This window comes from Maribacter cobaltidurans, assembly GCF_002269385.1.
In the GTDB taxonomy this organism is placed as follows: domain Bacteria; phylum Bacteroidota; class Bacteroidia; order Flavobacteriales; family Flavobacteriaceae; genus Maribacter; species Maribacter cobaltidurans.
On sequence record NZ_CP022957.1, the window covers coordinates 4,275,469 to 4,295,790 of the forward strand.

16 protein-coding genes are annotated in these 20,322 nt (G+C 39.5%); 11 read left to right on the top strand and 5 right to left on the bottom strand.

Going from position 1 to position 20,322, the window contains the following annotated elements; translation table 11 throughout:
- Position 1 precedes the first annotated feature (1 nt).
- On the top strand, positions 2-2,380 hold the full coding sequence (locus tag CJ263_RS19275; protein WP_094998766.1) for a sulfatase-like hydrolase/transferase: 2,379 nt from the start codon (positions 2-4) through the stop codon (positions 2,378-2,380).
- Entirely contained in the window at positions 2,377-3,594 is a 1,218-nt protein-coding gene (locus CJ263_RS19280; protein WP_094998767.1) for a YaiO family outer membrane beta-barrel protein, read from the top strand. Before CJ263_RS19275 ends, CJ263_RS19280 begins: the two co-directional genes overlap by 4 nt.
- A gap of 519 nt (positions 3,595-4,113) precedes the next feature.
- Here the strand turns inward: CJ263_RS19280 and CJ263_RS19285 are convergent.
- Positions 4,114-4,977, bottom strand: a complete 864-nt coding sequence (locus tag CJ263_RS19285) for a sigma-70 family RNA polymerase sigma factor (RefSeq protein ID WP_094998768.1) — start codon at positions 4,975-4,977, stop codon at positions 4,114-4,116.
- A 169-nt stretch (positions 4,978-5,146) separates the two neighbouring features.
- Between CJ263_RS19285 and CJ263_RS19290 the strand changes: the two genes are divergently transcribed.
- From CJ263_RS19290 to CJ263_RS19310, 5 genes are all read left to right on the top strand, one after another.
- Positions 5,147-5,656, top strand: a complete 510-nt coding sequence (locus CJ263_RS19290) for a DUF6155 family protein (RefSeq protein ID WP_094998769.1) — start codon at positions 5,147-5,149, stop codon at positions 5,654-5,656.
- A 10-nt stretch (positions 5,657-5,666) separates the two neighbouring features.
- On the top strand, positions 5,667-6,596 hold the full coding sequence (locus CJ263_RS19295) for a 2-hydroxyacid dehydrogenase (RefSeq protein ID WP_094998770.1): 930 nt from the start codon (positions 5,667-5,669) through the stop codon (positions 6,594-6,596).
- A gap of 125 nt (positions 6,597-6,721) precedes the next feature.
- Positions 6,722-8,233: a DEAD/DEAH box helicase gene (locus CJ263_RS19300; protein ID WP_094998771.1), complete on the top strand. Its 1,512-nt coding sequence runs from the start codon at positions 6,722-6,724 to the stop codon at positions 8,231-8,233.
- 176 nt (positions 8,234-8,409) lie between these two features.
- Positions 8,410-10,620 carry a hypothetical protein gene (locus CJ263_RS19305; protein ID WP_094998772.1) on the top strand — a complete coding sequence of 737 codons (2,211 nt, stop codon included), beginning with the start codon at positions 8,410-8,412 and terminating at the stop codon, positions 10,618-10,620.
- 30 nt (positions 10,621-10,650) lie between these two features.
- Positions 10,651-11,895, top strand: a complete 1,245-nt coding sequence (locus CJ263_RS19310; protein ID WP_094998773.1) for a glycosyltransferase — start codon at positions 10,651-10,653, stop codon at positions 11,893-11,895.
- Here CJ263_RS19310 and CJ263_RS19315 read toward each other — a convergent pair.
- Both CJ263_RS19315 and CJ263_RS19320 read right to left on the bottom strand, forming a co-directional pair.
- On the bottom strand, positions 11,892-13,031 hold the full coding sequence (locus CJ263_RS19315) for an amidohydrolase (protein WP_094998774.1): 1,140 nt from the start codon (positions 13,029-13,031) through the stop codon (positions 11,892-11,894). The genes CJ263_RS19310 and CJ263_RS19315 overlap by 4 nt on opposite strands.
- 52 nt (positions 13,032-13,083) lie before the next feature.
- Complete coding sequence (locus CJ263_RS19320) at positions 13,084-13,815, bottom strand: phosphatase PAP2 family protein (RefSeq protein ID WP_094998775.1); 732 nt, start codon at positions 13,813-13,815, stop codon at positions 13,084-13,086.
- Between the two features lie 147 nt (positions 13,816-13,962).
- Between CJ263_RS19320 and CJ263_RS19325 the strand changes: the two genes are divergently transcribed.
- Positions 13,963-14,805 (top strand): 1,4-dihydroxy-2-naphthoyl-CoA synthase, encoded by an 843-nt coding sequence (locus CJ263_RS19325; RefSeq protein WP_094998776.1) that lies wholly within the window; start codon positions 13,963-13,965, stop codon positions 14,803-14,805.
- Positions 14,806-15,083: 278 nt separating this feature from the next.
- Here CJ263_RS19325 and CJ263_RS19330 read toward each other — a convergent pair whose 3' ends face one another.
- The gene (locus tag CJ263_RS19330; protein WP_094999320.1) at positions 15,084-16,421 is read right to left on the bottom strand and encodes a serine hydrolase domain-containing protein; all 1,338 of its coding nucleotides are present in this window, start codon (positions 16,419-16,421) and stop codon (positions 15,084-15,086) included.
- A gap of 195 nt (positions 16,422-16,616) precedes the next feature.
- Between CJ263_RS19330 and CJ263_RS19335 the strand changes: the two genes are divergently transcribed.
- Genes CJ263_RS19335 through CJ263_RS19345 form a run of 3 tightly spaced genes read left to right on the top strand, consistent with a single transcriptional unit; the run spans position 16,617 to position 19,089 of the window.
- Complete coding sequence (locus CJ263_RS19335) at positions 16,617-16,976, top strand: 3D domain-containing protein (protein WP_229702452.1); 360 nt, start codon at positions 16,617-16,619, stop codon at positions 16,974-16,976.
- Positions 16,973-17,626, top strand: a complete 654-nt coding sequence (locus CJ263_RS19340) for an N-acetylmuramoyl-L-alanine amidase (protein WP_094998778.1) — start codon at positions 16,973-16,975, stop codon at positions 17,624-17,626. The genes CJ263_RS19335 and CJ263_RS19340 overlap by 4 nt, the downstream gene beginning before the upstream one ends.
- Positions 17,623-19,089: a M14 family metallopeptidase gene (locus CJ263_RS19345; protein ID WP_094998779.1), complete on the top strand. Its 1,467-nt coding sequence runs from the start codon at positions 17,623-17,625 to the stop codon at positions 19,087-19,089. The genes CJ263_RS19340 and CJ263_RS19345 overlap by 4 nt, the downstream gene beginning before the upstream one ends.
- Positions 19,090-19,435: 346 nt before the next feature.
- Here CJ263_RS19345 and CJ263_RS19350 read toward each other — a convergent pair whose 3' ends face one another.
- Positions 19,436-20,275: an OmpA/MotB family protein gene (locus CJ263_RS19350; protein ID WP_094998780.1), complete on the bottom strand. Its 840-nt coding sequence runs from the start codon at positions 20,273-20,275 to the stop codon at positions 19,436-19,438.
- Between the last annotated feature and the right edge of the window lie 47 nt (positions 20,276-20,322).

A 20,322-nucleotide genomic window follows, 5' to 3' on the forward strand; every position in this document is an offset into this window, starting at 1 on the left:
CATGTTGGAATACAAGGAAGACCATATAGAAACAAAAGAGAAGACACTGCGGGATTTTATCCCCATGGTGCTTACCTTCTTTGTGGGACTGACCTTTCTTTCCATATATCAAAATACCATTTTGTATTCCAAGGGTGTGTTGGACAGCGTTTTCAATAGCAGTTTTTTGCTGTACTTATTGCATCATTTAGGGTATACGGCCGTGATTTCACTTTTTTTAGCCTTTATTTTCAATATTTTGGAAAACAAAAGGTACGGGCTCGGACTCAGGGTATCTAAGATTATTTTAATTCTTTTGTTGATAATCGAGGCCAGCCTTATTACCTATTATGTTCAGAATTTTGAACCTTTGGGTTCGGATTTCCTGGGGTTATTCGGAAATAAGGAAATTCACTTTTCCATATCCCAAGTATTGGTAGCATCGTTATTGACGTTAACCATTTGCTTTTTTAGCTATAAGTATATTGCTCCTGTATATACGATTATCAGTAGGATGTACCCTCTAACAATCGTATTCTTTAGCATCTTTCTGGCTACCTTATATTCCGATAAAAAACCGGTAAATGAAAACAAGACCCAACACTTGGCACAGCATGTGACCCGGAGCTTATTTCAATCACATAGTTATGAAGGTAAGGAAGAATACCCATTATTGTCTCCATTTCAAAGCACCACAGGGCTTTCCAAATATTTTCAAGGAATGGATTCATTACCAAATATTAAGATCATAGTAATCGATGGCTTGGGAAATGACTTTGTGAACGGTCAATTCAATGATTTTATGCCCTACCTCCAAAAACTCAAAAAACAATCTTTGAACTGGAAGAATTTCTTGAGCAATACAGGGGAAAGCCATGCCTCCTTTCCTAGTATCATTGGATCTCTACCTTTTGGAGAGGCAGGATTTACCAACCTTCCAAATTTCACTTATAGAAATACGCTATATAGTATTTTAAATAAGAATGGGTATACTACAAGCTTTAACTACGGTGGAAATACCGCACTTTACAATTTAGACAGGTTTTTGGAGGAAGAAAAAGTGGACCTAATTTTTGATCGAAACAATTTTGGAAGGGAGTTTAATTTACAAGAGGAAGATGCAGCCGGCATTAGTTTGGGATATCCCGATAAGTCACTCTTCAGTAATTTCCATAAAAATAACATGACGACCAATGGTCCAAAATTCGATGTATTCCTAACCTTAAGCACCAAAGCTCCGTTTCAAATCCCTAATCCGGACGATTACTCGAATAAGGTGGAACGAATAGCGGAGAAATCCAATTTGGATGGATCCACTAAAAGATTTGTAAAGCGAAACGACGAATTATTTGCCAGTTTCACCTATACTGATGATGCCTTGGCAGAATTCATGGAAAACGAGAGAAATCGGCCAAACTTTTCCAATACCATTTATCTGATTACGGGAAGTCATCAACTTTCAGAAATTTCGCAGAACAATGCCCTTTCCAAATATCGGGTGCCCCTTTTAATTTTTAGTCCTTTATTAAAGAAGCCTGATGAAATTGAAAAAATGGCCTCACATTTTGATATAGTTCCGAGTTTATTGGCGTTGTTATCCGAAAATCAAACATTTCAAGTACCGGAACAATTGGGATTCTTGGGAGGAGATTTAATACAGGCCCCCAACTTGAATGAATTTAGGGAAATACCACTGCTAAGAAGTTCTTATAATATTCAGGATTATATCCTAAACGATATCTATTATTCCGATGGTAAAATGTATCGGCTAGACCAAAATCTAAACCTTACCGAAATGGAGGATGAGGAAAAAGAGAATACCATTGAACGTAGGTTTGACCTATTCAAATCTTTCAATAGCTATGTGACATTAAAAAATAGAATCATTCCGTCTTCCATATCCTTGATTGAGGATAAAAAGCCTAAATTTTCCAAGGAGGAATTGATTTGGATCGAAAGTGTCTTTAATGGAAAGGATATTGATAATGCCTATACAACGGCCAAGAACATGGCCTTCGACAAGGACTATGGCAGGGCTCAACTACTTTGTAAATATATTTTGAGCATTATTCCGCGTCATGCTGATACGGAAATTCTTATGGGAAGAATCCATTCTTGGCAGGGGGAATATGACGAGGCCATTGAAATATTAATGGATGTCATCCATAAGTACCCCAAGTATGAGGATGGATATTGTGCTTTAATGGATGCTTTTTATTGGTCCGGGCAAAACGAAAAGACCTATGATATTCAAGGATTGGCCAGAAAGAATGGCGTTACCGATAAAATATTGACGGAAAAATTCGAAAGGTCCATTGACTTGATTTTACCTGAAGATAAAATGGATGGAGGACAGGCAATTGAACAAAAAACCGCGGGAATAAGTACCAAACTAAAATGATTCAAAAAATAGTCTTCGCTTTTCTCCTATTGGTTTCTGTACGGATGGTTGGTCAGGATACCGCTTATTCGGGTGATCCGGATGCTTCTTATTTTGCGGCTAGGGAACTGGCATTTGCAGGAAAGAGGAAAACCGCAAGAGATACCTTAAAAAAAATACTTATTGAATATCCAGAGTATACGGATGTTAGAAGTCTTTTGGCAAAAACCTATAGCTGGGACCAGGAATACGATACGGCCAGATTGGAATTTAATAGAATTACAAGTAAGGAACGAGAAAATCTAGAGGCTTGGATAGGATCTATTAAGAATGAACAATATGCCAAAAATTACCTCATCGCCTTGGGACTTACCAACAAGGCCCTAAGCTATCTACCGGAAAACGAGTCATTATCCAACCTTAAGGAAGAGATTCTTCAACAGATTGCCGACCAACAACTTTTACAGAATGTTCTAAAGAAAACTAAAATTGAGGAAGAACGGAATCAATCCATGACCGTTTATACCCAAGCTGAGGTCTTTGACAAGGAATTGGATGCCATGTATTACGGTGCGATGGAATACCAAAAGAAGACTAAATGGGGGGGGCTCCTATCCAGATTAAACTATCAGCGTCGTTTTAATATCAATGGTATACAAGGAGAAGTGGATGCTTATCCAAGATTTTCCAAAACCCTAAGCGGTTATTTTAATTATGGTTATTCCGGAGCCCCAATTTTCCCAAAACACAGAATAGGAGGGGAGCTGGTAAAGGAACTGCCAAAGGCTATGGAAGCCTCATTGGGTTTTAGACATTTGATATTTGATCAGGACGATGCCACGATCCTTACAGGGACTTTTGGGTTATACCGCGGAAATTATTATGCCGTTCTTAGGCCCTATGTGATACCCTCGGCAAAAAAAGGGCTAGGTCTTTCCGGAAATATGTTGCTACGAAAGTATTTAAGGGACGGAAACAATTTCTGGGGCGTTAATCTAGTGTATGGCTTTGATACCGAATTGAATCAATTCATCATAAACGGACAACTATTGGCAGAAACGCTCCTGTACCTAGAATCACAAAGACTTCGATTGGAATATCAGTTTACTAATAAAAAGGGGAATAATCAATATAAGGTCAATATAGGTGCAAACCGTCAGGAATTGGCTTTCAGTACTGGTAATTTCTTTTTTTCGGTTACGGCGGGACTTGCATACCAAGTGAAATTCCGTTGAAAGATTATAAATAATCGATGAAAGGTATAAACCTAATCGTTTATAAAACAAAGGAATACCTCAACCTGGAATTCAATACCTATAATAACTGTATTTTTTACAACATAAATGAACGAGTTTACCACAATTTGTTGTCAAAAGCATAATGAGAATATACTTTTAGGGCATACTTTATAAGTAACCAAATCGAATTATAAACCTAAAACCCCTAATACATGCTTTACGATACCTACGGTGAAGAATACTTGGTTTTTCTTCAAGAACTAAATGAAATTCTTAGCCTTAACGAATTAGCGGAATTGGACTATATGTAATTGAAATCATCTTAACCTAAAATAAAGTAGTATGGCAAATCAAAGTAATGACAATGCGTCCTATCATAATTTTATTGAGGACTTGAACAACATACTTGTTGACATTAATATCAACAAACTAACCTATTCTTAGTGTCTAGTGTGTACTACCAAAAAAGCGCCTTTAGAATCTAAAGGCGCTTTTTTATTTGAGGCTGTTCAATCTTTATCCCAAGTATGTCTTTAACAACTTACTTCTGGAATTATGGCGTAGCTTTCTAATTGCTTTTTCCCTTATTTGCCTTACGCGTTCCCTTGTCAAATCAAAGGTATGACCTATTTCGGCCAAGGTCATGGACTGTTGGTCTCCTATACCATAATATAATTTCACTACGTCGGCTTCCCTAGGGGAAAGGGTTTCCAAAGCGCGATTGATTTCCGTATTCAAGGATTGTTGTAATAAATGGTTGTCCGGTTTTGGGGACTCTCCCGATCTTAGTACATCGTAAAGATTGGAGTCCTCGCCTTCCCTTAAGGGAGCATCCATGGAAACATGCCTGCCGGAATTCTTTAAGGATTGCTTTACCTCCGTAACCGTCATTTCCAATTCCTTGGCAATTTCTTCTGCGGATGGCGGACGTTCATGAGTCTGCTCCAAATAGGAAAAGGTTTTTTTGATTTTATTGATAGAACCTATTTTGTTCAATGGCAATCTTACTACCCTGGATTGTTCTGCCAAGGCCTGTAAAATAGATTGTCTGATCCACCAAACGGCGTAGGAAATAAATTTAAATCCTCTGGTCTCGTCAAACCGTTTCGCAGCTTTTACCAAACCTAAATTACCTTCGTTGATTAAATCGGGTAATTTCAAACCTTGATTTTGGTACTGTTTTGCTACGGATACCACGAACCTAAGATTGGCCGTGGTCAATTTTTCAAGGGCCACTTGATCGCCCTCTCTTATCCTTTGCGCCAGTTCTACTTCCTCGTTTGCTGTGATTAAATCTATTTTACTGATATCTTGCAGATATTTGTCCAATGATTTTGATTCACGATTGGTTACCTGCTTGATAATCTTTAGTTGCCTCATATATATTTTTTTATGTTAAGTTACTACAAGTTCTCATTATACATTTTTATTACGTCTTTTCCAAAGGGAAACCTATAATGTTTTCCAAAATTTATAAGCTATTTCATAAATTATTAAGGATTTAGGTGATTGCCCCACCAAAGCTTATTTTTGTGCCAAGCATATCTCCATGAGCAAAAGAGCCCTAAAAACATACTTGGCAGAATTAAATAAAAAAGCCCTGGAAGCACAGGTGATGGAACTATATGAAAAGTTCCCGGATGTAAAGACCTATTACAACTTTGCCTTTAATCCCAAAGAGGACAAATTAGTGCAAGAGGCAAAGAGCAAAATATCAAATGAATACTTTCCTTTAAAAAGAAAACGGCCCAAGGCGAGAAGGTCCGTAGCCCAAAAATATATCAAGCACTTTATAAAGCTCGGTGTGGAAAGCACCATGGTAGCCGATGTCATGTGTTTTAATTTGGAAATTGCCCAGACCTTTGCACTGGAACGCAATGTGCCCGATGCTTTTTACAAGAGTATGTTGAATTCCTTCACAGAAATGACGACTTTTATTTCTCAACATGGTATTTTGGAAGAATTTAAGTACCGTATCGTAAAGATTTACGAACACGTTCAAAATGAGGATTGGCTTTATAAGGAAGAATTCTCAAGATCATTGGATATTTTAGAATAAAAAAGGGAAAATGGCTATAGTAATTATAAGACAGGATGGTAAAATCGATGCATGGAAAAAGGCTTTAAAGGAAAGGAACCCTTCCATTGAAGTGTATAGTTATTTAGAGGAGCATCCCAAAGAGTCGATTACCATGGCTTTGATATGGAAGCATCCAAAGGGTACCTTGGCCCAATATCCCAATTTAAAGTGCATAGCCTCGGCCGGCGCGGGTGTGGATTATATTTTTGATGATTCCACCGCACCTACAAATACACCCATTACCCGGGTCGTTGACCCGTATTTGGCCAGTGATATGTCAGAACATGTTCTGGCTGTTATTTTAGCTGAATTAAAAAATTTCAATACGTATAAACTTCAGCAGGTGGACCATAATTGGAATCCCAAAGAGTATCGGCGTATCCAGGATGTAACAATCGGTATAATGGGCCTGGGTGAGTTAGGAGCACTAACTGCTAAGAATCTTGTCAAATACGGTTTTCAAGTCCAAGGTTGGTCCCGAAGTAAGAAGGAAATTGAAGGTGTACAGGCATTCGCCGGCCAGGAACAGCTGGACCCATTTCTCAATTCCACTGAATTTTTGGTATGCCTTTTACCCTTAACACCGCAGACCGAAGGTATTCTGAATAGGTCCTTGTTTTTAAAGCTTCCAAAGAATGCCTATATCATTAATGTGGCCCGAGGAGGCCATATGGTGGACGAAGATTTGTTACACGCTTTGGACAGTGGTCATTTGTCCGGTGCCAGTTTGGATGTGTACCATGAGGAACCATTGCCCGGGGACCATCCCTTTTGGCAACACCCCAAAATATTTATGACCCCGCACTACGCAAGTGTATCGGATACCCATTCCGTGGTGCCCCAAATTTTAGAAAATTACGAAAGACTGGGAAATAACAGAGAACTCCTTAATAAGGTAAACCGAACCAAGGGCTATTAACAATGTCGGTTCATAACTATTCCCCTTAAATTAAGGGGTGGTGGTGTTTATATTTTAATTACCGATAAAAATCCGCTAATTTTAAGGTTTCAAAATTTTTACCTAACTAAAATTTTCTTGCCTTTTTGGAATCCACAAAAGACACTACGGAAAAAACATTGTACGGTTATCAGGAAGAAGACCTTAAGAAGATTTTTGAATATCTCGAGGACAATAAGGACAATTCCAATCTTCTGTACCAGTTGCCAACAGGTGGGGGGAAGACCGTTGTTTTTTCAGAAATAGCAAGAAGGTATATAGAAAAAACCGGGAAAAAGGTAGTAGTACTTACCCATCGTATTGAACTTAGTGTACAGACCTCCAAAATGCTGGACGGTTTTGGGGTAAACAATAAAATTATAAATAGTGATGTCAAGGAACTGAGGGACCAGAACGAGTTCAAATGTTTCGTGGCCATGGTGGAAACCCTTAACAATCGACTTCAGGAGGACAAGGTAGAAATCAATAATATTGGCCTGGTCATTATAGATGAGGCCCATTACAATTCCTTTAGAAAACTCTTTAAGTATTTTGAAAAGGCTGTAATTCTTGGGGTCACCGCAACTCCTTTAAGTTCTAACATTAAGCTTCCCATGAAGGACAACTATAAAAAGTTGATCATAGGGGAATCCATTGGGTCCTTAATCGAGAAGAAGTTTTTGGCAAGAGCCAATATGTACAACTACGATGTAAGTCTACAAAGTCTAAAGCTTGGAATCAACGGGGATTACACCGTAAAATCCTCGGACGAACTTTATGGCAACCACAGCATGTTGGGCAAGTTGATGAATGCATATAACGAGATTGCAAAAGGGACAAAAACGCTCATTTTCAATAATGGGATAAACACCTCCCGTTATGTCTACGACATTTTTAAAAAGGCCGGCTACAACATTCGCCATTTGGATAATAAAAACAACGCTTCGGAAAGAAGGGAAATCCTAAAGTGGTTCAAAGAGACCCCTGATGCTATATTGACCTCGGTAAGTATTCTTACGACCGGTTTTGATGAGCCTTCGGTAGAAACCATAATTTTGAATAGGGCCACACGTTCGTTGACGCTTTATTTCCAAATGATAGGCCGTGGATCAAGATACTTGCCGCATAAGGAGGAATTCAACGTCATCGATATGGGTAATAATATCGCGCGTTTTGGGATGTGGGATGCCAAGGTAGACTGGCAGGAAATATTTCATTTTCCAGATTTCTTTTTGGAAAACATCAAGAACGATGAAGATATTGAAAGGGAGTTCGTATATGAAATGCCTCAAGAATTGAGGGACGAGTTCTCAAAATCCGATAATATAGAGTTTGATATCAAGGCTGAATACAAGAAAAGTTTTGCCAATGGTGAAAAGTCCAAACTGGTGTTGGAAAAAAGTATTGAACAACATGCCAAAATCTGTGTGGAAAATGCCGAGGATGTTTTTGATGCCAGAATTTTGGCCAAAAAATTAAAGGAGGAAATACAGTATCGGGTCCGACAGTATTCCTATTGTATTATGAACAATACAAAAAATTACAAGGAATGGCTGGAAGAGGATTATGAGCGAAAGCTTCGTTCCAAGATATCCAAAATGTTCGCCGCTAAAATGTAAATATATCACGGAATTGGTTCCTGCTATTGCAAATCCCACTTTTTTACGATTCTTTACTTACCATTTTAAGCTTTAGCACTCCGAATTTTATGGTATTCCGAAAAATAAGGACAATCCTGTAAAAATTGGTCAGAGATGGTTAATTTAAGGGCTGTAATAACTCCAACTTGCTGAAAATGAAAAACCGCTCACTGGCCCTAACCTATATACCCACACTACTACTCACAGGGATTTATGGCTATCATTTTTTAACGGGACTTTCTCCCATACTCATGATGCTTTTGGCCATGGTCATAGGTGTAGTGGTCCAAACCTTGTTCTTATTGCTTTTTAAATTGATTCAGTTCCTTTTTAAGGGGATTGATTCCATATATATTTTGGCCGCAGTAAGCGGTGTTTCTACCTTGGTTTCATTAAAATTATTTGGTTTTGGATGGCCGGTAAACGTCTACTATCCAATTGCTTTGGGTGCGCTTTGCTGTATTTTGTTCCTTATTTGGTTTTTTAAGACAAGGTCTTTGCTTTCATTTTTGGTCCTGGTATTTGGGTTCATCGGCCTGGGATACGGTATTTATATTTTGTTTGATCCGGGTTCGGATCCATATAAGGCGGATGTTCCTAGATTTACTTTAGGCACCGGACAGGTCCCATTGAACGAATTGGGTATGGATAACCCTTCGCAATTAGGGAAATATCAGGTCCTGACATTTACTTATGGAAGTGGGACGGATAAAAATAGAAAGGAATATAGAGAGGACATACGCTTTAAAACGGCAACGGTAGATGCTAGCCTCTTGTTACCGGAGTGGAAGGGTAAAAAGAAAAAATGGAGAGAAAAATTCTGGGGGTTCGGAGTTTCTGAATTTCCGCTCAACGGACGTGTGTATATGCCCGAAGGCGATGGACCTTTTCCTTTGGCACTTATCGTACATGGCAATCATAGTATGATAGATTATTCGGATGATGGCTATGGCTATCTTGGTAATCTTCTGGCGAGCAGGGGCATCATTACGGTTTCGGTCGATGAAAATTTTGTCAACGCCCATTGGTCAGGCGATTTTAGGGGTAAGGAAATGCCCGTTAGGGCTTGGCTACTTTTGAAACATCTTGAGCTTTGGCAGGATTGGAACAAGAATCCAGAACATGAGCTTTCAGGAAAGATAGATATGGAAAATATTATGCTCATGGGTCATTCCCGTGGGGGAGAGGCGGTAACCATTGCAGGGGGGTATAATAGATTGCCCTATTTCCCGGATAATGCCAAAGTGCCCTTCGATTTCAATTTCAATATTAAGGGGATTGTGTCCATAGCACCTACAGATTACAGGTATGATAGGAAAATCGTTTTAAGAAATTTGGATTATCTCAGTATTCAGGGCTCCTATGATTCCGATGAAGTGAGTTTCTGGGGATTAAGACCTTACCGCAGATTGCAATTTACGGACTCCCTTAGCCACTTTAAGGCCGGTGTTTATGTGCACCATGCCAACCATGGTCAGTTCAACACCACTTGGGGCAATTCTGATTTTGGAGCTCCTATGAAATGGTTATTGAACCTAAAGCCGCTTCTAGCAGAAGAGGAACAACAAGAAATTGCCAAGGTTTTTATTAGCGCTTTTGCCGAAGCCTCGCTCAAAGGGAATACGGATTATCTCCCACTATTTAAAAATGTGGCTCTGGGAGAGGAATGGTTGCCGGATGAATACCTATTGACCCACTTTGAAACCTCGAACTTTAGTGGCTTGGTCGATTTTGAAGAGGATATCGATATAACCACGGCTGGCGACAGTCTTCAGGTCAAGGGAAAAAACCTCTCGCTTTGGAAGGAAATTGTATTGAAGACCCGGGATAACGGCAAGCAGGATAATAATGCCGTGGTATTGGGATGGAACAATGGTGATAGTACTACGGTGGACCAAGACCCTACGTACGAAATCAATGCTTACTCCACTTTATGGGCACAAGGAGCCAGTAGTGTTCAAATGTCCATTGCCAGTGGGGATATGAAATGGCTTGAAAGTGGGGGAGAGGATAAAACCGAAACGGAAAAGACAAATAAAACAGAAAGTGAGGATGAATTTTTTGCCGATTTCAGAATCGAATTGATAGATAGTGTGGGACATGTAGCCGATTTAAAGGTATCCGATGCCAAACGCATCATGAAGCCCTTAAAGACCAGGTTCACCAAGTTAAAGTCCCTTGACAAGGAAATGATAGGGGACGAGTGGGAAGTACAGCTGCAGACCTTCCATTTTCCCATATCCTTGTTCAAACAGAAGCAAACTGAATTTGACCCAAAATCGGTTTCTAAAATACGCTTTGTGTTTGACCAAACCCCAAAAGGAGTAGTGGTTATGGATGATATTGGATATGTTCCAACAGAATGAATCTTTGTCTTCCCTTAAATTGAAGTAAACATGCAATCCAAAAAACTTTTGGTTATTGGACTTACGTGGCCGGAACCCACCGCCACGGCTGCGGGGGTACGCATGATGCAATTACTTGAAATGTTTCAAGAGTATGATTTTGAGACTATTTTCGTTTCCTCGGCATCAAAAACAGATGCTTCGGAAGATTTGGAAGCGTTGGGAATTACATGTCAACATGTTTCATTGAACAGTTCGTCATTTGATGAATTCATAAAAGATTTGGACCCGAATGTAGTGCTGTTCGACCGTTTTTTGACGGAAGAACAATTCGGTTGGCGGGTAGCGGAACACTGTCCCAAGGCTTTAAGGATTCTGGATACCGAAGACTTGCACTCCCTGCGAGACATGCGAGAACAGTGCCAGAAGAATAAAGTCTTATTTTCCAATGAACTATGGATGCAAAGCGATAAAACGAAGAGGGAGGTCGCCAGTATTCTTCGATCAGATGTATCCCTGATTATTTCAACTCATGAGATGGAGTTGTTACAGCAAGTACTAAAAATAGATTCCTCATTACTGTGGTACCTTCCCTTTATGTTCGATGAAATTCCCAAGGATGTTGATTGGCCGGACTTTGACACAAGAAGCGATTTTATTTTCATAGGCGGAGGGAAACACCATCCCAATGTGGATGCCATAAAGTACCTAAAACGGGATATTTGGCCAAAGATTCATGAACGCTTATCTAATGCAAAATGCTACATCTATGGAGCCTATCTTCCAGAATCCATATTACAACTGCACCAGCCAAAAAATGGTTTCTATGTGCGAGGTAAGGCCAGAAAAGTGTCCGAGGTTCTTAGTATTGCCCGGGTATGTTTGGCTCCATTGAGGTTTGGAGCAGGAATAAAAGGTAAACTTGTGGATGCCATGCGATACGGAACTCCCAGTGTCACTACACAAATAGGTGCGGAAGGAATGCACGGGACTATGGAATGGAATGGTTTTGTTACCGATGATGAGCATGTTTTTGTAGAAAAGGCCATACAACTCTATACCGATAAAACGGTATGGCAAAAGGCCCAAAACAACGGCTTGAATATTGTCAATAAGCTGTACCACAAACCTCAATTGGAAAAGCTTCTAATGGCTCGAATAATAGAACTTATAGAGGATTTGGAACCACATCGCACCCAAAATTTTATGGGGCGACTTTTGGAACACCACACCCTACAAAGTACCAAGTTTATGTCCAAATGGATTGAAGAGAAGAACAAAAAACCGAGTAACTAGTTTGAAGAATTTAGTGTCTCAGCAATAATCGCCTTGAACATATCCATTCCGGTGGTTAAAAGCTCATCCGGGAAATCATAATCTGAATGATGCAAAGCGGGTGTATGCATTCCCGCCCCTAAACCAAACATGGCAACTTTATAGGATCGGGAATACCATCCAAAGTCCTCACCAAATCTAAAGGGATATGTTCGTGCTATGGCCTTTAGTTTATTATTTTTAATGGCACTTTGAACAAGAGTATTGCAGTGATCATTATTAATAGAAGCAGGGAAATATTCAAACCAATCAATTTTATATTCTAGGGAATTGGAATGGCATATCTGCTTACAAACATTCTCTATTTCCAATTTTAATTTCTGCATCCGTTCCGGACTCCATGTTCTAATCGTATAATGTATTTCCCCATTGGCTGGTGAAATCCCATAGGATTTTTGTCCCATAAGAATATGAATCGGTGTGAGAATAGCAAAATTATCTTCGTTGGGGTCGTCCAAGCCTAATTCTTTCAACTTGGTAGTGATTTCTGCAATTGCGGTGGAAGGATTTATACCATTTTCAGGTTCCGAAGCATGTGACTCCTTCCCTTTTAAATATACGGCTAGGCTTTGCACTTCGGCAGAAAACCCCTGTTTTGTGTAGATTATGGTATGCAATGGAACACCTGGAATATTGTGCAAGGCGAATATATAGTCAATTTTTAATTCACTGAATCTACTATCTGCAAGTACTTTTGCAGCTCCCTTGCCCGTTTCTTCCGCGGGTTGAAACAGTAACACAATTTTTCCGGATATGAAATTCTGTTCTTTGATCCAAAATATAAGACCCGCAACAATGGCCATATGTCCGTCATGTCCACATTTGTGGGACACTCCATTATTTCTAGATCGATGTGCAAACCGATTCTTCTCTACAATGGGCAACGCGTCCAATTCACAACGAATTGCAATGGTAGGTCCTTGATCGGAATACTCATAAATAGCAGCCAGTCCATTACCTCCAAGGTTGTCCAAAATTTTGGTAGGGTGATATTTGGAAATAAAGGATTTTATGCGACTTGCAGTTTCAATTTCCGCACCGGAACATTCTGGGTGTTGATGAAGTTCCTTTCTCAATTCCTTGACCTTTGCAATCATGAGTTGATAATGTTTAACTTTATTAAAGGTTGAATTATAATTCAAGAAAGCCTTAGCTCACATTAGGATCCTTCCTAAACAATTCGATCAAATCAAAAACGAGTACGCAAAATACCACCCAGATAAAACCTGCTATAAATCCACCGGCAATATCGGAAGGAAAGTGTACGCCTAAATAAATTCTACTAATTCCAATACTTAGAATTAAAAGGCCGAAAATTAAAATCAAAAAGTATTTTAATGCCCTGTGAATATCGAGTTTGGAAATCAAATAAATTAAAAAGCCAAAGAACGCCATGGCACTCATAGCATGCCCGCTCGGGTAGCTTAAGGTCTTTACCGAAACCAAGTGTTCTATACCCGGTCTCGCACGGTCTATAAATCGCTTTAAGGCCATATTGGAAACGGTAGCCAAGGCTAAAACAATAGTGGCTTGCAGGACATATTTCCATCGTTTTAAAACAAACCAAGAAATAATGGCAAAAAGTGTCAAAACTATAAGATAGCCATTGACATCACCAATATCGGTGACAAAAACAAAGTACTTGGTGAGCATAGGATTTCGAAAAGATAGTACGTAATCGGTAATTGCCGTATCATAACTGGCCAGCATCTCGGTTTTCAAGGTTTCCGTTAATTCAATAAATAGATTGATACCCCCAACAACAATTATCAAAGAAACTATAACGGTAATAAAATAAGGCAACCTCGAATCTTCCTGATGAAACTTTTCAGATAAAAAGGTTCGAATTGATTTTATTATTTCGTAGAGTGTTTTCTTCATACTTATGAAATACAGGCGGTATAAACTTAAAACAAAAAATGAATATTTATAGACTAATAACCTGTAGAAGCTAACTCATTTGCCCAGTTCTTGGTAGACTTGAAAAGGAACATTTATCTTTATAGCTCAAAATTTAAAGATTACAAGATGAAATCACCCAACTGGCGTACTGCCCTGGAATTTGAAGATATAACCTATAAAAAGAGTGATGGCGTAGCTAGAATTGCTTTTAACCGACCTGATGTTAGAAATGCCTTTAGGCCAAACACGACGAGTGAACTGATTAAAGCCTTTTATGATGCGCAGGAAGATACATCCATTGGAGTAGTGCTACTTTCCGCTGAAGGGCCTTCGACCAAAGATGGTATTTGGTCATTTTGCAGTGGAGGAGACCAAAAGGCGCGGGGGCATAAGGGATATGTAGGTCAAGATGGACAACATCGGCTGAACATTCTTGAGGTTCAACGTATGATTCGTTTTATGCCCAAGGTCGTTATCGCCGTGGTTCCGGGTTGGGCCGTTGGTGGCGGTCACAGCCTTCATGTGGTATGTGATATGACCCTTGCCAGTAAGGAACACGCCATTTTTAAACAGACGGATGCGGACGTGACGAGTTTTGACGGAGGCTATGGATCTGCCTATTTGGCCAAAATGGTAGGACAGAAAAAGGCGCGTGAAATTTTCTTTTTAGGCCGAAACTATTCCGCCCAGGAAGCTTTTGAGATGGGTATGGTTAATGCCGTGGTAACCCATTCCGAGTTGGAGGATACCGCCTATGAATGGGCACAGGAAGTTCTTCAAAAATCCCCTACGTCTATTAAAATGCTAAAATTTGCCATGAACCTGACCGATGACGGTATGGTTGGACAACAGGTATTTGCCGGGGAGGCTACCCGTTTGGCTTATATGACGGATGAAGCCAAAGAAGGAAGGAACGCCTTTTTGGAAAAGCGAAAACCTAATTTTGGTAAGGACAATTGGCTTCCTTGATTCAGAACTTATTTCCAAAAATCGGATTTTCTTTGAAGTTATGGACGAACGGATTATTGGTTACAAACTAAAAAGAGCCCGATCAACCAAGACCAGACTCTTTTACGAGAACACTATATGAAAATGAAAAAAATTAATTCGTTTTTGTAACACTGTAAAAGTAGGTAGGATGTGCATTTTGACGAAACTATTGTTGTCTCCCAAGGCAGAATTGTGGTCAACTTGGAAAAAATTGTAGGCTAGAGGAAAAAACCTACATTATTTTTGGAAAAATAGGCTTATTTAAGGGTTTCCAGGATATCCCGTATCAAGGTGTTGAATTGCTCATCGGATTGTTCTTCAAGGCCCGTTCTTACGATAACTACTTCCTTTGAAGGAATGATGAACACACGTTGTCCCTGAAATCCATTGGCAGAATAAAGGTCCCTCGGCACATCTGCATACTTTCCTTTTTCGTTTAACCAAAAATGTGCACCGTAGGTACCATTTGAGTTTACTGTGGGTTTTGAAATGTAGCCTACCCAATCCTCTGAGAAAACCTGATCACCGTTCCAATTGCCCTTATGTAGGTAGAGAAGGCCAAATTTTGCCCAATCCCGTGTAGTGGCCCATCCATAAGAAGAACCCACATAATTTCCCTCCAAATCGGTTTCCAGGAGCATGGAATTCATACCGATTCTATCAATTAATTTGGCATAGGGAAAGTCCAGATATTCCTGATGTGTATCGAACTGTTTTCTTAAAATCCCGGAGAGTAGGTTGCTTGTCCCTGAGGAATAGTTCCAAATTTCAGTAGGTTTGGCAATAATGTCATTGAGGGCTTGGGCCTTCGACATATCGGAATCCAGAAAAAGCATTTTGGTCACATCTGATATCTTAAAATAATCCTCGTCCCATGCCAGACCGCTTTGCATCCGAAGCAAATGGTTCAGCGTTATATCCTTTTTGGGTCCCTCGGTGATATTCAAAACCTCGGGAAAAGGCTTATACTCCATATTTATTTTGCCCTCATACTGTAAAATGCCATACAACGTGGCCAGAATACTCTTTGTCATTGACCAGCCCAAGATTCGGGTATCCTTTGTAAAGCCTTTGCTGTACTTTTCCCCAATGATTTGATCCTTGTAAACGACCAATAAACTTCTTGTCTTTTGCAAGGAATCGTTCATGGCCGTGGTGAGAACATACCCCAGTTTATCATAGTCCACATCGGGCAAAAGGGTATCCACAATTCCTTGATTACCAAATGGAAACTGCAACGTATCTATTTTTTGGATTCTATGGGGTATGAGGGAAAAATTATGGGCAGCGTAAGTTTCATTGGTCAGTACGGCACCCAAACCCTCCTTATATACCGCTTTTCGCTCCATGAGTCCAAATACGGAGGCAGTAGCCGATTTACTTTCGGTTTGTACTTCCCCTTTGGCCAATTTTATCAAAGGCATATCGTGGTCAATGGTATTCACCAAATAAGCATCCCGATGTGCCAAGAATACATTGGAAGCCAAGTTTTTACTGGCGTAACCAGAAATCAGATTAAGTTTGGGATAATTGAAATAACCTGCAAGGAGCAGACCGACCAATAAGACGGCCAAGGTCCATTTTATTTTTTTCATAGAAGAATTATTACCTCTAAAATAGGCAAAAGGAAGATAATTCATAGACTAAAACACCTTCAATTGAAGAGGCCCAAAAAATATTCGGATTATTACTATATTGAATCTCATTTAGCAGTGATGTATCGATTTATATGTTTTCTGTTGTTTATTATAATAAGTCATGGGTGCAGCGAACCTAAAAAGCTGGATCCTATGTATGAATGGGTACCCCTTACGGTCACCGCAACGGCCTACAATTCCTTTCCGGGTCAAACATCCTATGAGCATCCGGAGATAACGGCCTGGGGAGATTCTATAAAGCCTGGGGTCAAATGGATTGCCGTATCACGCGATTTAATTAGAAAAGGGCTCAGGCATAATACCTTGGTTAAAATTGATACTTTTGAGGGTATTTATATCGTGAAGGATAAAATGCATCCAAGATGGAGAAACCGAATTGACATCTATATGGGAGAGGATAGGAGTAAGGCCAAGGAATGGGGCAGACGGAAGATTGAAATAAAATATGCGGTAAAAAAAGAAATGGACTCTCTAAGCGACAGCAAAAAATGAAAAGAATATTGGTGCTTGTTCTATTGATAGCTCTAAGCTCTTGCGGTGCTGTCAATTCCATTGTTGACCAACCCATTACCTTTGATGAAGAACGGAAGATATTGACGTTGGAATATCTATCGGAAAGATATGGTCTGATAAAAGATTCTCCGGAAATCGAACCTAAAATGATTGTTTTGCATTGGACGGTAATATCCACTTTTGAAGAATCCTTTGAAGCATTCGACCCTCCCACCTTACCTAATTCCAGGCCCGATATTAATTCGGCCGGAGCGTTGAACGTATCTTCCCAATTTATGGTAGATCGCGATGGCACGATTTACAGATTATTACCGGAAACGACTATGGCCAGACATGTCATCGGATTAAACCATTGTGCCATTGGGGTGGAAAATGTAGGAGGGGACAAGAACCAACCATTGACCAAGGCACAGGTAAAGGCGAATATTTGGTTGGTGCGCTATTTAGCGGAAAAATATGATATCGATTATTTAATCGGACATTATGAATATACAAAATTTGAAGACCATCCTCTGTGGTTGGAGCAGGACGAAGGATATAGGACCCAAAAGACCGATCCAGGAACCGATTTTATGAAAAAAGTTAGAAACGCCGTAAAGGACCTAAATTTTAAACCATTACCGGAATGATAAATAAGAAAACGATAGCCATTATATTTTTTGTACTTCCTTTTTGTCTAGTAAACGCACAGGATATTACCACACAATTGTATGAAACCTACGAGACTTTTAAGGAACCCACATTGGGAGAAAGGAGAATTAAGCACAAGGATATTCAACCCTTATTGGAGAAATATAGGAACAATCCTAAGTTCAACGTAGATAGGGTAGGCACTTCCATTGGCGGTAAATCCCTTTCCCTGTTGAGTATTGGTTCCGGCGAAACCGATGTTTTTCTATGGTCCCAAATGCACGGGGACGAACCGACCGCCACACAAGCCATTTTTGATATCCTTAATTTTTTGGACAGTCCCCAATTTAAGGAGGAAAAAGAGGCCATTCTTTCCAACCTGACCATTCATTTTTTACCCATGTTAAATCCGGATGGGGCTGAACTGTTTCAACGCCGTAATCTTTTGGGAATCGATATCAATAGGGATGCGCTGCGCTTACAATCCCCAGAGGGCAAGACTTTGAAACGGGTACGGGATAGTTTGGAGGCCGACTTTGGGTTTAATTTACATGACCAAAGTACCTATTACAATGCGGAACGTACCGAAAAACCGGCAACTATCTCTTATTTGGCTCCAGCGTATAATTATGAAAAGGATATAAACGAGGTACGTGGCAATGCCATGAAAATTATTGTTTTCATGAACGATATCCTTCAGAAATATGCTCCAGGTCAAGTAGGGCGCTATAATGACGATTTTGAACCCCGTGCGTTTGGCGACAATATTCAAAAATGGGGCACCAGTACCATTTTGATAGAATCCGGGGGATATCCCAATGATCCGGAAAAACAAGAGATACGAAAATTGAACTATGTCTCCATACTATCGGCCATTTATACGATTGCCAAGGAAAATTATAAGCAAATCGATATTGCGGAGTATGAGAAAATACCGGAAAATAACCGAATGCTTTTCGATTTAAAGATTGTTGGAGCCACCTATAACCTATTGGGAAAGGATTATATACTGGATTTGGGCATTAATCAGGTTGAAGTTGATTATGAGGGTCACGATGATTTTTGGTACAGCAGTAGGATTTGGGACCAAGGGGATTTATCTACCTATTATGGCTATGAAACCTTTGATGCAAAAGGTTTTCAAATCGTACAAGGCAAAGTTTATCCGCAAACGGTTTCCGACATAGAGAAAGTGAAGACCTTGAATTTTAAAGAGCTTTTGTCACAAGGTTTTGGGTTTATAAAAGTGGCCAATATTCCCGAAAAATTGTTGAATTCGCCCGTTCCCTTGCATTTGGTAGGGGAGAATTACAAGAGACCGGATTTTAGGCTACAACCAGGTATTAACCCTACCTTTTTCCTAAAAAAAGATGGGAAATTTACACATGCCGTCATAAACGGTTTTTTTATCGATTTGGAATCGGAAAACGTGAACATACCTAATGCCATGATTTTTAGATAAGGAATGTTAGTAACCAAATTGTATATTTAAATAAAGACCATGCTTGAGTAATACATATAACATTGTAGCTAATAGGATTACAATGGCTGAAAATATGAAAAGAATAAAACTTTTTATAGGTTCAGGTAAAATGCCCAAGGCACTTTTTTGATAAATTTCGTTGAGTACATCCATGACTTCTTCTTTTTAAGTTAAACACATTCATAGCCTTTAGGATGTTTCGGTTCTGTATTCTTTGGGGTTGTTATAATATATAAACAATTATCAGACCACAAAACCCTACTACGATTTCTTGAAATAAAAAAAGGGTGGCTACTGCCACCCTTTAAATCAAAATAGATACATTTTAGTCGATACTGGCTGTATCATCAGCATCCATCAAGGCAAAGAATTTGTCCAAATTGGGAAGGATAACAATTTTTGTCCTTCTGTTTTTAGCCATATTCTCCTTGCTATCGTTTTCAACCAATGGAAGATAACTACTTCTACCGGCAGCAATCAACTGCTTTGGATTTACACTATACTCGTTCTGTAGTTCACGAACAATGGAAGTAGCTCTTTTTACACTTAAGTCCCAGTTGTCCTCAAATAAAGCTGTGTTAATGGTTCTGGAATCCGTATGTCCTTCTACCATAACCTCCATGCTTGGTTCGGAATTAATGACATCGGCCAATTTTTTCAACACATTGTCTGCCTTGTTACTAACCCTGTATCCTGCAGTGTTGAACAACAATTCGTCCGAAATGTTGATCATGACCACTGTCTTGTCGATGCTTACGTCTACATCCTCTCCTTCATCTGCAATGGATTGCTTCAACTTATAGGACACCGCCAGATTCATTGAATCTTGTAATGTTTTGGCTTCGGCAAGTTTGGCAGGATCAACCTTTTGCAAGGTCTTTCTCATATTTTCCTTGGTGTTGTTGCTCATGACCGCTACATCATCTACTGAAGTGTACTGACTGTCATTGATTTCTTTAAGGGAATTTATTTTGGAATTGTACTCTTCTACACGAGCCTCAATTTTGGCCATTTTAGTTTCTAATTCTTCTTTCTCAACTTGAGTTTTGGTCAGTCTACTTTGAGTTTGGGCCAAATTGTCTTCCAAAGCCACATATTTCTTTTTGGAAACACAAGAAGATAAAAGTACTATGGACGCTACTCCAATAATTGATAATTTTTTCATTTCAAAAGTGTATTTAGTTAATAATCTTTCACTTTTATGTACGGAAA

Coding starts and splice junctions, on each gene's coding strand:
- CJ263_RS19285 (WP_094998768.1), bottom strand. CDS start 4,977: ATGAGGCAACTAAAGATTATCAAGCAGGTAACCAATCGTGAATCAAAA.
- CJ263_RS19325 (WP_094998776.1), top strand. CDS start 13,963: ATGAAATCACCCAACTGGCGTACTGCCCTGGAATTTGAAGATATAACC.
- CJ263_RS19315 (WP_094998774.1), bottom strand. CDS start 13,031: ATGATTGCAAAGGTCAAGGAATTGAGAAAGGAACTTCATCAACACCCA.
- CJ263_RS19310 (WP_094998773.1), top strand. CDS start 10,651: ATGCAATCCAAAAAACTTTTGGTTATTGGACTTACGTGGCCGGAACCC.
- CJ263_RS19305 (WP_094998772.1), top strand. CDS start 8,410: ATGAAAAACCGCTCACTGGCCCTAACCTATATACCCACACTACTACTC.
- CJ263_RS19335 (WP_229702452.1), top strand. CDS start 16,617: ATGTATGAATGGGTACCCCTTACGGTCACCGCAACGGCCTACAATTCC.
- CJ263_RS19290 (WP_094998769.1), top strand. CDS start 5,147: ATGAGCAAAAGAGCCCTAAAAACATACTTGGCAGAATTAAATAAAAAA.
- CJ263_RS19320 (WP_094998775.1), bottom strand. CDS start 13,815: ATGAAGAAAACACTCTACGAAATAATAAAATCAATTCGAACCTTTTTA.
- CJ263_RS19275 (WP_094998766.1), top strand. CDS start 2: ATGTTGGAATACAAGGAAGACCATATAGAAACAAAAGAGAAGACACTG.
- CJ263_RS19340 (WP_094998778.1), top strand. CDS start 16,973: ATGAAAAGAATATTGGTGCTTGTTCTATTGATAGCTCTAAGCTCTTGC.
- CJ263_RS19280 (WP_094998767.1), top strand. CDS start 2,377: ATGATTCAAAAAATAGTCTTCGCTTTTCTCCTATTGGTTTCTGTACGG.
- CJ263_RS19295 (WP_094998770.1), top strand. CDS start 5,667: ATGGCTATAGTAATTATAAGACAGGATGGTAAAATCGATGCATGGAAA.
- CJ263_RS19350 (WP_094998780.1), bottom strand. CDS start 20,275: ATGAAAAAATTATCAATTATTGGAGTAGCGTCCATAGTACTTTTATCT.
- CJ263_RS19330 (WP_094999320.1), bottom strand. CDS start 16,421: ATGAAAAAAATAAAATGGACCTTGGCCGTCTTATTGGTCGGTCTGCTC.
- CJ263_RS19345 (WP_094998779.1), top strand. CDS start 17,623: ATGATAAATAAGAAAACGATAGCCATTATATTTTTTGTACTTCCTTTT.